Below are 13727 nucleotides of genomic sequence, written 5' to 3' on the forward strand. Positions count from 1 at the left end.
CAAGCGGGGGCTTCGGCCCCGGCTCTCTTTTCTTTTATCTACCCGACATAGGGACAAGGCCATGCCGAAACCCAAAACCAATATCGATTTCGTCTGCGAGCTGATGGACTTCTCGCGCTTCGGGCCACTGGCGCAGATGTTCGTGATCGATGCGCTCTCCAAGTGGTCCGAAAAGATTGCAGAAACACCGATCGAGGAGCTACGCACGGCGTTCGCGAACAACCCACTGATCGGTGCCGAAGCCTGGCAGGGCGTGGCACGCGAGATCAAGGACAAGCTTGATGCCCACTTCGCTCAGCAGAGCTGACACGCCCAACTCCGCTGTACCGATCGGGAGAACAACCGGCATGACGCTCTTCGGGGCATTTTTTATAGTTCATCGCCATCTGCCGGGGGCAGAGCGCCCCAAAACGCCCGGCTTCCGCCGACCGCAGTCGACCCAACTTGGCCACCGGATCCTGACATATGTCAAAGGCTGCTACCGAGGCGCAAGGGTCATTCAAATCCGAGATATCCAAATATCTAATGAACATGAGAGGTCCTTTGCGAGCCCACTGCCTTGCAGACGGGGTGCCTACTTCTTTCTCGGGTCGTCTGCGGGATTGACGTAGATGATGTCCCAAGGGCCCACGGTGTTCAACTGAAGAACGGTTTCTTCGTCGGTCCATCCGAAGTGGCTCATCCTGGGCTGCATGAGACTCACACTGCCAGTGGGCAGTGCCCTCGTCTTCTGTCGATCCAGCTTGTCACCCATGCCGATGTTGAAGGTTCCGGAAAGCACCGTCGCGCGTTCCAGTGCGGGATGCCAATGCGGGGGGATTTCATAGTGGGCGGGAAGCTTCAGGCGTGCTGTGACGTCAACCGCTTGATCCAGCGGCCCTTCAATAACGGCGATCTTGGCGCCCGGCGGCAAGGTTTTCGCATCCACCCACTTCAGGTCACTTGGTGTGATCGTGCGGTGACCGTCTGCTTGGGCCCAGGTCAGCTGGGCTGCAATGCAACTAACGCATATCGCGATCGATACTGCTGTGGTCTTTGTGTCCATCGTAGCCTCCTGATCAACATCACATGCGGTGAGTACGTTACTGGGCGAGTTGCTCCAATCGATCAGCCGCCGCCTGGGGGCCGCGCATCCTTGCGATCGTGTTGGCAAGCGCGCGGGCCCTTGGCGCATAGGACGGGTCGGTCAGGACGGCATCCACTGCCGCTGCAATGTCCGCCGGCGTCGCTGTCTCGCCATCCAGTGAACGTCCCACCCCCAGTGCCTCCACCTGAGCTGCCAGGGCCGGTTGATCGGCCGTCGGGTTCGGAAGGCAGACCAGCGGCACGCCGTGCAGGAGCGAGGCCGACACCGTGCCGTGGCCCGCATGCGTGACCGTGAGTGCGGCGTGGGGCAGCACTCGCGCATGGGGAAACTCCCCGGCGAGCACTGCGTTGGAAGGCACTGCGATCGTGGAAACGTCCGCTTTGCCCGGCGTGATGAGAATCCGGTACGGGTGTTCAGCCAGGGCGCAGAGCGTCCGTTCGATGCGTGAGCGCTGGTCCCAGTAGGGGCCGGTTGAGAAACTCACGAGAACGAGGGGCCTAGGGTCCTGAAGAGGCCAGGGGCCCTGCCAGTTGCCTGGTGCTACGCGCTCAAAAACGGGCCCAATGTAGTCGAACGACGATGGAGCGGACGTGGCAAGGGGGTCCAGTTCACGCACGCTCGTGCAGATGGTAGGAAATGGCTCCCATGCGGCCCAGAGGTTCTTCAGGGGCGGTCGCCTCGCCTCTGCGCGGACATGATTCACGCGATCGAGCAGCCGCAGCTCGAACGTGCCGCCCGGCGGCAGCAGCGCGCCCGGTGCACTGTGCACGAGCACCATCGTCGGCACGCCTGCACTTTCCATGGCGGCCAGCGCGCCGAACATCAGACAATCCACCAGCAAGGCATCGGGCTGCTCGTTGGCCAGAACGTTCTGCACATCCGGCAGGTGTTCCGAAGCGGCCCAGGCGGCATGCAGCTTCACTGCGAACATGCTCGGCGGCGGGAGCTCCTGCCACGCGGCCGATGCATGCTCGAGTAGCACGAACCGGAAGCCGCGTGCCCTGAAGTACGCCCGCTGATTCGCGTAGCCGGCGAACGTCACCTCATGTCCACGCTCGATCAGCGCCTGCGCAATGCCAACCGCTGGAGGTTGATTGCCTGCGCCATCCCAGGTGAGAAACGTATAGCGAGCCATGTCATGGCATCCGGACGATGGCTTCCGCCATGGCTTGCAGGACAGCTTCGGCGTCAGCCCTAGAGCGACCCATGTCGCGCCGCAAGAGCTTCCAGGTGTAGACGTCGCAGCTACAGACCAACGCGTCGACGACAGCCCTGCGGCGCGCCGCGGGCGCCCCGGCCAACTGTGGCGCGAACTGTCGCTGTACCCACTGGCGGTGTCCGGCGCGGCCGGTCTTGATCAGTTCCGGATCGGCCTGCTCCGCAAGATTCCTGATGACCCAATCGCCGAATTGCTCGTAGTGGTCCACCAGCGCGGCGATACCTCCCGCGATATCGCCTGGAGCGGCACGAAGGCGCTGTGCTCTCAGCTCGGTGAGCAATCCCTCGAGCGCCAGGTCGAGCAGGGCCGATCGGCTGCCGTACACATTGAGGACTGTCTGCACGCTGACCTCCGCGCTGGACGCAATGTCTTCCAGTCGGATTTCCGAGCGAAAGCGCGTCTTGAGCATGTCGACAACGACTTCCAGAATCCGCCGACGCGTCGCCTCGGTGGAAGCTGCACGGGCGCGCATGGTGTAGGAGCGCGTTGCTTTCATTTGAATCTAAGTTAAACCTAAATTGCGACACTTTCAAGGATCGCCGAGACCTCTTTATCTTGTAAGTTGGGCACTGGCGAGTCGGCGCGATACAGCGTTGCGTTCCTCGGTATCCGCTCTGGCTGGGACGGGGTGTCGTCCAGGCTCGAAAGTCGAAGCCGCCGCTCGACGTGTCTCTGAGCTACGTTGGGTGACGATCACATACCAGTCGTCGGAGCAACGTGTCGCCCATACCGCATGGGCCCACGACACGAATGATCTGCGTGCGAAAGTCGGTTAGCGAGTGCAAAGGCGACGTTCGAATGTCCAAGTAGCGGTGGGGGCCTACGACCGAAGCTGGCCGACTGCCGCCCGACGCGGCCGGCCGTAGCCGACCCTTCTCTGCCGTTCCACTCAGGCCGCAGTAGCGACCGCTATCGTGTGTAAAGCGGCCTCTGCCTGCCCGCTCGGGCGGCTTTTGCGCTCATGCAATGGCCACGCCCATCAGTCGTCCACGCATCGTCCATAGGTTGCTCCGCGAACAGCGCATGCAATAGCTGCGTGTTCTTCATCGGCCGTAATAGCGCACCTTTAGACGCCACTGTGCGCGGCGATAAACATGGCGACGGCCGACCGGCAATAGGATTCGATTTCATTGTCGTCCTCTGCTCTCGCCTCATCGAAGCGTGCGATCAGCAAGAGATCCGACCCTTTGAAAAGTGCGGCAAACAAGCGGGCGGACAGGTGCGTATCGGGCACCTTCAGCATCCCTTTCGCGTGCAGCTGACGCAATACGGCCTCGATGTGGGCGATGACACGGGCGGGCCCGGCTTCGTAATGAAGCTCGCTTAACGACTTTTGATTCGTCTTGTCGGCCAAGACCATGGCTTCGACACTGCGGACGTCCGGGCTCAACAGCGTGCGAAGCAGGGATGATCCCACCGCCATGAGCTGATCTTCGGCCGAACCGTCGACACCTTCAGAAAGGGCCTGCGGTGCAAATTGATCGCAGCGGGCCACCATGGCCGCGCTGAACAGCGCCTCCTTGTTCTCGAAGTGCCGATAGATGCTCAGCTTGGATATCTTCGCCCGCTGGGCGACCTTGTCCATCGTCGTCGCTTGAAAACCCAATTCCACAAAGAGTTCGCAGGCGGCGTCGACGATCGTTTGGCGAAGCGCTTCGTTGGCGGGCCGGCCGCGCCGGCCCTGGCTATTTTCGGTCACGACAATTCCGGTACTTGACAGTATTGAAATTAGTTAATACGATACCACTGAGTATCGCAATGTGCAAGCCAGGGCAGGTTTCAACCGGTTGTCCAGATCAGGTGTCCCCGGCCCACTCCTCATTCACAACCCGAAGCCCATCACCATGAATGACGTCATCATCATCGGCGGCAGCTTTGCCGGCCTCGCCGCTGCCCTCCAGCTTGGCCGTGCCCGCCGCAAGGTCACCGTGCTCGATACTGCCCGGCCGCGCAACCGCTTTGCCGGCCATTCGCATGGCCTGCTCGGCCACGATCACAAGCCGCCGCTGGATATCCTGGTCGAGGCGCGGCAGCAGCTGGCGCGCTATCCAACGGTCAGCCTCGTCAACGCCCGGGCCGAGAGCGTGTCTGGCGCCATCGACGATTTCTGCGTTGTCACTGACGATCACGAAACCTTGAGGGCGCGCCGTCTGATTCTGAGCTATGGCGTCGTTGACCAGATGCCCGATGTTCCGGGCTTTGCCGAAAGCTGGGGCACGTCCATCGTGCCGTGCCCGTATTGCGACGGCTTTGAAGTCGCCGGCCAGCATTGGGGCCTTGTCTGGTCCAGCCTGCAGTCGTACCAGTCTGCCAAGTTGTTCCGCGATTGGACTGACAAGTTGACTGTCTTCGCCGATGGTCGTGACATTGCGCCCGATATTCAGGCCGATCTGGCGCGCCGCAACATCCCTCTCGTCGATGGTCGGATTGTCGAGATCGCGCACGAGAAGGGCCACATCACCACCGTCAATCTCGATACCGGTCGCAATGTCGCGGTCGACATCCTGTTCGCCAATCCGCGCAACAAGCCGTCTGCAAGCCTGCATGAATCACTCGGCCTCGCCACGCTCGATACGCCCACCGGCGTGGTCCTCAACGTCGACGACCGACGCCAAACCAGCATGCCGGGCATCTACGCCGCCGGCGACCTAGCCACGCCCTTCTTGCCATCGGTCACCCAGGCATCCTCGCAGGGCGCGATGGCGGGCATCTTCGCCCAGCAATCGATGGTGGTTTGAGAGCACCGGTTCCATTCTCCCGCTGCGTCGTCGCCTTCGGAAAGGTTGGCGTAGATCGGCGCGGTGAAAGGCGGATCGTCAAGTCAAGGAGATGACATGGCAAAGCAAAGTGCGGATCAGGTCGGTGACTGGAATGGTCAAAGCGGTGAGCGCTGGGTCGCCAACCAGGCCCGGCTCGACGCTCTGGTAGCGGTGTTCGGCCAGGCCGCGATAGAAGCCGCCGCGCCCGCAGCGGGCGAGCGCGTGCTGGACATCGGCTGCGGCGCGGGCGCATCGAGTCTGGCTCTGGCAGCCCGCGTTGGCGCGGAGGGCCAAGTGCTGGGCGTGGACATATCCGAACCGCTGATCGACCGAGCGCGCGCGCTTGCGCGACCCGATACGCCGGCCCTGTTTCAGGTGGCCGACGCCAGCAGCGCAGAGCTGCCCGAAGGCGCGTTCGACATCCTGTTCTCGCGTTTCGGCGTAATGTTCTTCGACGATCCGACAGCGGCGTTCGCGCATATGCGACGTGCGCTGCGGGTGGGCGGGCGAGTCGCTTTCGTCTGCTGGCGCGGTGCGGCCGAGAACGATTGGATGCGCCTGCCGGTGGGTGCGCTCAAGGACATCCTCCCGCCGACCGCGCTGCCCAATCCCGAAGCGCCCGGCCCGTTTTCGTTCGGCGACCGGGAGCGCGTGGCACGCATCCTGACGGCGGCTGGCCTTACCGATATTGCTATCGCGCCCTTCGACGCGGCCGTCCCGTTCGGCGAGGGCGAAACGCGGGACGCCGCGATCAACGACGCGGTGAAGATGACGCTTGAGGTCGGCCCGCTGTCGCGTGTGCTCGCTGATCAGCCCGACGACATCCGCACCCGCGCCTCGGCCGCCGTTCGTGCCGCCTTCGCGAGCCTCCCCGGCGAGCGGTCAGTGATGATCAACGGCGCGGCGTGGATCGTCATGGCACGCAATCCCGCAAGGTGACAGGCTACGTCGACCAATGTGTCAGAACCGGCAATTCCTCGTGTCTCGGGGAAGGTCCACCTTGAGCGCCGACCGGCCGGAACGCAGCGCTGATTGGCCATTGAGGGCGAAAAGAGCAGTGGCTCTTGATGGCCGGCAAGCGACCGCTCGCCGGCCAGTGGTTATACCTCAGTCTGTTCCGCCATCTCAAGCGCGTCGTCTACCTCGATTCCGAGATATCGAACCGTGCTCTCCAGCTTCGTGTGCCCCAGCAGCAACTGGACAGCGCGCAGGTTCTTTGTCCGACGATAGATGAGCGAAGCCTTTGTTCTACGCATGGTGTGTGTGCCATACGCGGTGTCATCGAGTCCGATCGATGCAATCCAGCGATGGACAAGCCGGGCGTACTGGCGCGTCGACAAGTGCGGGGAGTCGTGAATGCGACTAGGGAAGAGGAAATCCGCGGCGCGCAAGCCCGCTTGTCGCATCCAAACTTCGACGCTCTCCCGAGTCTGTTCAGTTATCTCAAACTGGACCGGTCGTTGCGTTTTCTGCTGCAAAATCGTCGCCCGGCTAGCGATACGCTCGCCATGGCAGACATCCCGCACACGTAGCTTCGTCAGATCACTCGCGCGGAGTTTGCTGTCGATGGCTAGGTTGAACATCGCCAGATCACGCACGTTGGAGGAGAGCTGCAGGCGCACGCGGATCGCCCAGATCTCCCTGAGCTTGAGCGGCGGCTTCTGACCGGTCAGTTTCCCTTTGTTCCACGGTATCCGCGACGGACCGGTGCTGGTAGACATATTCATGACAATCTCCTTTCGAATGAAGGGAGATCCAGACTGTGCCCTGGTAACGGGCGCTACCCGACCCATAGGAGCCCGTCGGCTCGCTCCGAAGCCGCCGGACAACAAGCGCGGACCCTTCGCGTTGCGCATCTACGAAGCAGCCGTTCATGGCCAGCGGCGGAAGGCGATCAAGAGACCTTCTCCCTCCCCATTCAGAAGCGGTCGGTGGCCGTTTCGATCAATCCCGGAGTGCCGTAAGGCGTACGCCCCGATCACCTCGCGAGAAACGCGAGGGCCCTGGGCACGAAGTCGGCTTGGAACTGGAACACCGCGCCGTGTCCCGAATCAGGGTAGATGATCAGTTCGATGTTCGGAAGCCGCCGCGCGAGATCGCGCATGTTCTGGCTTGGCACCATGCGTTCGCTGTCACCGTTCGCGACCACCACCGGATGATGAATCTTCGACAGATCGGCTGGCGCCTTCTCGCCCCAGCGGCGTAGTGCCTTCAGTTGTGCCTGGAGCGCGGCCAACCTGATCTTTTGTCGCGGTTTTCGGAGCGCCCGTTCAGGCGAGCGAGACCTCCTTGCCCGCTCGAATGCCGCTGGGCGTCCTCGTGAAGAACAGAAACTGCTTCGGATCCTGGAAGGTGAGCCAGCCGCGCAACATGTCGGTGTAGGTCACCCCGGGCAGCCTGCTGATGCCGTCGCCTCTGGCTGGCCCTGTCCCGGAGATGATCATCCGGCGCACGAGTTGCGGCGCCCTCAGGACGATCTCCTGTGCCACCATGCCGCCCATCGAGAATCCGAAGAGATCGACCTGATCGAAGCCCCATCGCCTTGATGAACGCAATGGCATCGCGAGCCATCTGCTCCATCGACACCGCAGGAGATCCCGTCGACGCCCCAACGCCACGATTGTCGAAGGTGACGACACGATACTTCGTCGCGAGACCGTCGATGACCCGAGGGTCCCAGTTGTCCAGCACTGCTGCCAGATGGATGAGGCACACGACCGGAGGATCGGGATGTTCGGTGCCCAGTTCCCTGTAGGCGAACGTCACATCACCAGCGGTGTCAGTCCGCGCGGGCACGTTCTTCCAGCTCACTTTCGGATCTTGCTGAACGCCCATGGCAGGGCTCCTTGATAGTCGACGGACCGTACAGCTCAGGCCGCAAGTACCGGGTAGTCGGTGTAGCCCTTGGCACCCGGGGTGTAGAAGGTTTCGGTGTCCAGCACGTTGAGCGCGGCGTCAGTACGCATGCGTGCGACCAGGTCCGGATTGGCGATGAAGGGCCGGGCGAAGGCAATGAGGTCCGCCTGACCGGCTTCGAGCGCACGCTCGGCGCTGGCCTGATCGAATCCGCCGGCGAGGATGAACAGGCCCTTGAAGGCAGCGTGAAGACGAGCCTTCAGCTCGGCAGGCACTGCGGGAGCTCCCATCGCTGAATGATCGAGAACGTGGACGTGCCGCCACGGCTTTGGATCGTGGCGATGACGATGGGCTACTTGATTCGAACGACGACCTTTCCCTTGGCTCGTCCTTGTGCCAGGTAGTCGAGAGCCTCCTTGGCCTGATCGAAGGGGAACACCTTGTCGATCACCGGCCGAATGCGTTCGGACTCGAGCAGATCGCCGATCTCCCCGAGTTGCTTCCCGTCGGGACGCACGAACAGGAAAGAGTAGTTGACGCCCCGCTTTCTCGCGAGGCGCACGATCTTGCGGCTCATCAATCCCAACACGAACCTCACGATGAAGCTCAAGCCCTTCGCGCGCGCGAACGCCACGTCGAGCGGGCCGATGAGGGAGACGATCATGGCGCCCCGATTGAGGGTGTCGACGGATTTCGCGATGGTGTCTCCCCGCAGGGTGCCGAGCACGACGTCATAGCCGCGAAGTACCTTCTCGAATTCCTGCTTCTTGTAGTCGACGACCTCGTCGGCGCCGAGGTTGCGAACCAGTTCGACATTGCCCGTGCTGACGGTGGTGCCCACCTTGGCGCCAAGGAGGTGCGCCAGCTGAATCGCGAACGTACCAATGCCGCCGGAACCCGCCGGGATGAACACCTTCTGGCCTTGACGCAGACCCGCGCGCTCCTTCAGCGCTTGCCATGCGGTGAGTCCGACCATCGGAATCGAAGCGGCTTGCACGAAGTCCAGGTTGTGCGGCTTCAAGGCGGCGGCGCTCTCCGGCACCGCCGCAAACTCTGCAAGCGACCCTTTGCCGAGGTCGAAGAGGCTGGCGAAGACTTCGTCACCGGGCTTGAAGCGGGTCACGCGGCTGCCCACCTCGACCACCACGCCCGCCAGATCACTGCCCAACGTCGCGGGCAAGTCGAAGTGCAGGACGGGCTTGAACGTTCCTACAGGGACCATGTTATCGATGGGGTTCAGCCCCGCGGCATGGACCTGGACCAGCATTTCGTCTGGTTTCAGCGAGGGGCGGGCAATCTCGGCAAAGCCGATGTCGGGCGACTTGCCGTAGCGCTTGAACGTGAGTGCTTTCATGTCTTCTTCCTTTGGATCGAAGCGGGGTGCGCGTCATCTTGGTTGTCAGCAATGCCTGCTGGTGCGAGTTGCGCGCTCAAGCGCGCGCGCGCAGGCGACGTGTGCGGAACGTTCCCCAGCCACTGACGAGCGCTGACTTCAGGAAGGCGGACAGTCCACTTTCCCTCGGCTGTGGGTCTCCACCTTTGGCAATGCGCCCGAGTTGGCGTTCGTACCAAAGCACCTCCATGATTCCCATGCGATCCACGACCTTGAGACCGGTGTTGATCGGGCGAACGCGTTGAAGGCTGTCGCGGCCTTGGAGTAGTGCGGCAGGCGCGTCGGGGTCGATCGCCAGCAAGCGCGCCAGGCCCACCACATCGAGCGCCCCCGTGCGCAGCGCGGCTTCCATGCCGGCTGCAGTGCGGAATCCGCCCGTAACCATCAGAGGCACCTGGACAGCGGCACGAACCTTTTCAGCGAAGTCGAGAAAGTACGCTTCACGCGCTGCGGTGGATGCCTTTGCCTGCTCCTGCAACCCGCCACTCATGGCGGGCGCCTCGTAGGTCCCGCCGGAGATCTCGATCAAGTCGATTCCCGCCCCTGCCAGCGCGCGGATCGTGGCCAGCGATTCTTCTTCGGTGAAGCCACCACGCTGGAAGTCGGCCGAGTTGAGCTTGATGCCGATCGGGAACTCCGGACCGACTTGTCGGCGGATCTCCGCATAGACGGCCATCAGGAAGCGTCGGCGCTTCTCGAGGGTTCCGCCCCACTCGTCGTCGCGACGGTTGTGATGCGCGGAGAGGAACTGGTTGACCAGCTAGCCGTGGGCACCGTGGATCTGCACGCCACTGAAGCCGGCTTTCTTGACGATGGCCGCGCTGCGCCCGAAACGCTCGATGATGTCGTGGATCTCGGACCCGGTGGCTTCACGTGGAGTCTCGAAGAGGGCCGCCATGTCCTCGCGGAAGGGGACGGTCGAAGGCGCGAGGTTGAAGGCGTTCAAGCCCTTGGTGGACTGCTTGCCGGGATGGTTGAGCTGCGCCCAGATGGCGGCGCCCTGCGCCGTCGCCGCCTTTGCCCACTGGCGCAAGACGGTCAGGTCGGATTCGTCCTCGACGGCGACGTTGCCGGGCTCGCCCAGAGCGCGGCGGTCGATCATCATGTTGCCCGTCACGATCAGGCCCAGGCCCGAGGCGCCCCAACGTTCATATAGCCGTACGAGGCTGGACGTCGGCCGGTTGTCGTAGGTGCCCAGCGTCTCGCTCATGGCGGCCTTGGCCAGCCGGTTACGCAGGACCGTGCCGTTGGGCAATGTCAGGGGCTGGTTCAGAAGCCGGTGGCCGGCGTTGGATGTCTTGGGCATGGGCATGTCGCTGCGTGATGTGTCGTGAACGGGGTTGGGAGATGACTTGGCCGGGATGTGGGACATGGCGAGCTCCGTCATCGCCGCGATGGTCAGGCTCGGGTTCACGCCCAGGTTGGCGCTGAGCATGGAGCCGTCGCAGATCAGCATGTTCTGGTAGCCGAACACGCGGTTGCGGGCGTCTATCACGCCGTGCTCGGCGGTCTGCGCCATGGCACACCCGCCCATGCAGTGGGCCGTGGTGGGGATGTTGAACAGGGTTTCGGTCAGCAACGACATGGGAATGCCGCCAAGGGCCTTGGCCGCGCGTTCGACGAAGGCGTTCGCCTCCGGAATGTGGGCGGGAATCGGCGCGCCTTCGGTGCTCAATTGCTTGCCGAACGGCCAGTACCAGGGACGGCGCAGGCGCAGGTCGATGTGGCCTTCCTTGTTCTGCATGACCACGAAGAGCATGGTCTGGCGCGCGAAGCCGATCGGGTTGTGGGCCCGCAGCGCCTGGACCGGATGGCGCAGCATGCGCCAGAGCCACGCCGGAATGCGCCGCCAACCCGCGGCGGCGCCACGCATCACCGTCATCAGCAGGCTGGTGCCGTCCATGCCCTCTGCGTACCGCACCACGCCGACGTGGGTGTGCGGGTCGAGGTAGATGGCGGCACCGCCTGCGATGCCCGGTGACATGCTGGGCCCGCGCCCGGGGAAGCGCAGCCCGAGGAGCGACTCGGCGTTGGTGCGGATGCGCTTGCCCAAATCATCGCTGAGCCGCGGCAGCGAGCCGCCTTCCTTCAATCGCAGTAGCAGTTCGACCGTGCCCAGCGACGACGCGGCAAACACCACGGCGCGGCAGCGAAAGACGCGCCGCCGCTTGTCGAAGAGCGCGGTCGAACACTCGGTGTGGACCTCGTAGCCGTCGCTGCCGTCCGGCTTGCCGTTGAGTGGACGAACATCGACCACCCGGGTTTCCGCAAAGACCTGGGCGCCGCGCCGCTCGGCCAGGTAGAGGTAGTTCTTGTCGAGCGAGTTCTTGGCGTTGTGCCTGCACCCCACCAGGCATCCGCCGCAGCCGGTGCAGGTGCTGCGCTCCGGGCCTTCGCCGCCGAAGTACGGGTCGGGGTAGGTCTTGCCACCGCGTTCGCCCGGAGGCGGGAAGAAGGTGCCCGAACGGCCGGCGTAGTAGCTGTCGGCTACCCCGGCCATGTGCGCAAGTTTTTCCAACCTTCGATCGGCCTCGCCCAGCAGCGTGTTGTCGGCCACACCGAGCATGCGTTCGGCAGTGGCGTAGTGCGCCGGCATGACCCGTTTCCAATCCTGCAGACCAGCCCAGGAGCCCTGGTCCCACACGTCCGGCGATGGTTTGAGCAAGGCGCTGGCATACGCAATCGAGCCTCCGCCGACGGCGTTGCCGCACATCACGACCACGTGGCGGAACAACCGCATGTTGAAGAAGCCGAACATGCGAAGACCCGGCCGCCAAAAGTAGCGACGCGCGTCCCAGTTCGACTTGGGGAAGTCTTCGGGCTTCCAGCGTCGCCCCATTTCCATGACGCCCACCGTGTAGCCCTTCTCCGACAGCCGCAGGGCCGAGACGCTGCCACCGAAGCCCGAGCCGATCACGATGTGGTCGAAGTCATAGGGCGCTGCGTCTGCATGCGAGGCTTGCAGCCTGGGGGCGGGCACGGTGGCGCCCGGCGATGTCGTCATGGTTTGTCTCCGCTTATCGTTGTGTCGCCGGCCGGGCCGGTGCGTGCGCGGCGGGTGGAGCGACCGTCAGAACGGGCTGCGGTCCCGGGGTGCGATGACCTTGGGCGGCTGCAGGTAGGCGGTGAGCCCCTGGAACCACATGACTTCGCGAAAGTCACCGCTCACGATCAGGTCCTTGCTGCCCACCCCACGCAGGAATGCGGGCTGTGCGTCCTTGGCCGACAGGATCTCGAAGCCCTTGGCCGCGTTCGAAAAGGTGAACGTGAACGCCGCGTTGTCGGTCAAGCCGGCGAAGGAGCGCACGGCGCCTTTCTCGATGAGGTACCAGCGTCCAGCGCCCGAGGCTGTGCGAATCTGGAAGACGAGCTTCTTCTCGCCGAGGTAGCGCGCGCACGCCGCGCTGCTGCGGATCTTTCGCTGTAACAAGAGTGCAAAGGCCCATAAGAGGAGCTTGAACTTGAGCATGGCGCCTTACTTTCGAGGACGGTGGTTGGACCCAATGACGCTGGGGCGGCGACGGCGCTCACCGTCACTCGCCCAGGAACTGCAACGCGTGCTGCAGGAAGCGCTGCGGGCACTGGAACTGAGGGGCATGGCCGGCATCGGGGTAGATGAACAACTGTGCGTTGGGCAGGTTGCGCGCCATGTAGAACGAGTTGACGGTCGGCACCATCACGTCGTGCACGCCATTGAGGATGAACGTGGGCTGGTGGATACCGCGCAGGTAGGCGAAGGGGTCGTCTTCCTTCAACCGGGGCAGGTACAGCACGTTGGCCTCGATCTGGGCGTTGGCCACCTGCGGCGAAGACGGCGGGTCCTGATCCACCCGCTGGTGACGCCGCTCCCAGAACGCCCGAGCAGCCTGTTCAGCCTGATCCGACCGGCCGAAGAACAGGTAGCGAAAGTCCTCGAAGGTGGGTATCGGGTTGACCGCCGTGGTCAGCACACGTTCTTCCAGTTCGGGATTGCCACCTCGCGGACCGGTGCCCAGCAGCATGAGCTTGCGCACGAGTTCGGGGTGGCGCCACGTGAGGTCCAGCGCCTGGAACCCGCCCAAGGAGAAACCCAGGACGTCGATCTGCTCCAGGCCGAACGCACGAACAAAAGCCGCGGCGTCGTCGGCCATGTCCTCGATGCGCGTGCGGGGTGTGCCACCCGAGGAGGCGATGCCGCGACCGTTGTACAAGATGACTTCGCGGCCAGCCGCCAGGCCGTCGGTCATCAACGGGTCCCAGTGATCCATGCCACCGCGGAAGTGCTGCAAGAACAGCATCGGAGGCTGCGAAGCAGCTCCATTGCCCCAGCGGCGATAGGCGAATCGGGTGCCGCCGACTTCCACGAAGCGCGTGGGTGCGGTCAGGTGCGTGTCAGTCATGTGCTTGCCTATGAAACCAGGAGAGTTGCGGCGT

General features: G+C 63.5%; 11 protein-coding genes and 4 pseudogenes. 3 read left to right on the forward strand and 12 right to left on the reverse strand.

What is annotated here, in order from left to right; genetic code table 11:
- Positions 1-61 precede the first annotated feature (61 nt).
- On the forward strand, positions 62-307 hold the full coding sequence (locus tag F7R11_RS00295; protein ID WP_104577634.1) for a hypothetical protein: 246 nt from the start codon (positions 62-64) through the stop codon (positions 305-307).
- 267 nt (positions 308-574) lie between these two features.
- Here the strand turns inward: F7R11_RS00295 and F7R11_RS00300 are convergent, their stop codons facing one another.
- From F7R11_RS00300 to F7R11_RS00315, 4 genes are all read right to left on the reverse strand, one after another.
- Entirely contained in the window at positions 575-1045 is a 471-nt protein-coding gene (locus F7R11_RS00300; protein ID WP_238500908.1) for a cupin domain-containing protein, read from the reverse strand.
- A 37-nt stretch (positions 1046-1082) separates the two neighbouring features.
- A complete protein-coding gene (locus F7R11_RS00305; RefSeq protein ID WP_104577635.1) occupies positions 1083-2222 on the reverse strand; it encodes a glycosyltransferase in 1140 nt (379 codons plus the stop codon).
- 1 nt (position 2223) lies between these two features.
- Complete coding sequence (locus F7R11_RS00310; RefSeq protein ID WP_104577636.1) at positions 2224-2802, reverse strand: hypothetical protein; 579 nt, start codon at positions 2800-2802, stop codon at positions 2224-2226.
- A 570-nt stretch (positions 2803-3372) separates the two neighbouring features.
- Entirely contained in the window at positions 3373-4005 is a 633-nt protein-coding gene (locus tag F7R11_RS00315) for a TetR/AcrR family transcriptional regulator (RefSeq protein ID WP_104577637.1), read from the reverse strand.
- Between the two features lie 145 nt (positions 4006-4150).
- Here F7R11_RS00315 and F7R11_RS00320 point away from each other — a divergent pair, with 145 nt between their 5' ends.
- Positions 4151-5044, forward strand: coding sequence for an NAD(P)/FAD-dependent oxidoreductase (locus F7R11_RS00320; RefSeq protein ID WP_104577638.1), 894 nt, complete (start codon positions 4151-4153; stop codon positions 5042-5044).
- A 96-nt stretch (positions 5045-5140) separates the two neighbouring features.
- Positions 5141-6004 carry a class I SAM-dependent methyltransferase gene (locus F7R11_RS00325; RefSeq protein ID WP_104577639.1) on the forward strand — a complete coding sequence of 288 codons (864 nt, stop codon included), beginning with the start codon at positions 5141-5143 and terminating at the stop codon, positions 6002-6004.
- A gap of 161 nt (positions 6005-6165) precedes the next feature.
- On the opposite strand, the gene F7R11_RS00330 is transcribed toward F7R11_RS00325, so the two are convergent.
- From F7R11_RS00330 to F7R11_RS00360, 8 genes and pseudogenes are all read right to left on the reverse strand, one after another.
- Positions 6166-6792 carry a tyrosine-type recombinase/integrase gene (locus tag F7R11_RS00330; RefSeq protein WP_104577640.1) on the reverse strand — a complete coding sequence of 209 codons (627 nt, stop codon included), beginning with the start codon at positions 6790-6792 and terminating at the stop codon, positions 6166-6168.
- Between the two features lie 251 nt (positions 6793-7043).
- Positions 7044-7900 (reverse strand): annotated as a pseudogene (locus F7R11_RS27505) (alpha/beta fold hydrolase).
- A gap of 35 nt (positions 7901-7935) precedes the next feature.
- Positions 7936-8238, reverse strand: a pseudogene (locus F7R11_RS00340) (oxidoreductase); the annotation flags it as partial.
- A 35-nt stretch (positions 8239-8273) separates the two neighbouring features.
- Positions 8274-9275 (reverse strand): NADP-dependent oxidoreductase, encoded by a 1002-nt coding sequence (locus F7R11_RS00345; RefSeq protein ID WP_104577641.1) that lies wholly within the window; start codon positions 9273-9275, stop codon positions 8274-8276.
- A 76-nt stretch (positions 9276-9351) separates the two neighbouring features.
- A pseudogene (locus F7R11_RS27150) lies at positions 9352-10620 on the reverse strand (NADH:flavin oxidoreductase/NADH oxidase family protein).
- Between the two features lie 90 nt (positions 10621-10710).
- Positions 10711-12318: pseudogene (locus tag F7R11_RS27470) on the reverse strand (GMC oxidoreductase); the annotation flags it as partial.
- A 66-nt stretch (positions 12319-12384) separates the two neighbouring features.
- Positions 12385-12783, reverse strand: coding sequence for a helicase (locus F7R11_RS00355; protein WP_104577642.1), 399 nt, complete (start codon positions 12781-12783; stop codon positions 12385-12387).
- Between the two features lie 64 nt (positions 12784-12847).
- A complete protein-coding gene (locus tag F7R11_RS00360) occupies positions 12848-13693 on the reverse strand; it encodes an alpha/beta fold hydrolase (protein ID WP_064046986.1) in 846 nt (281 codons plus the stop codon).
- Positions 13694-13727 lie beyond the last annotated feature (34 nt).

This window comes from Ralstonia insidiosa, assembly GCF_008801405.1.
Classification (GTDB): Bacteria; Pseudomonadota; Gammaproteobacteria; order Burkholderiales; family Burkholderiaceae; genus Ralstonia; species Ralstonia insidiosa.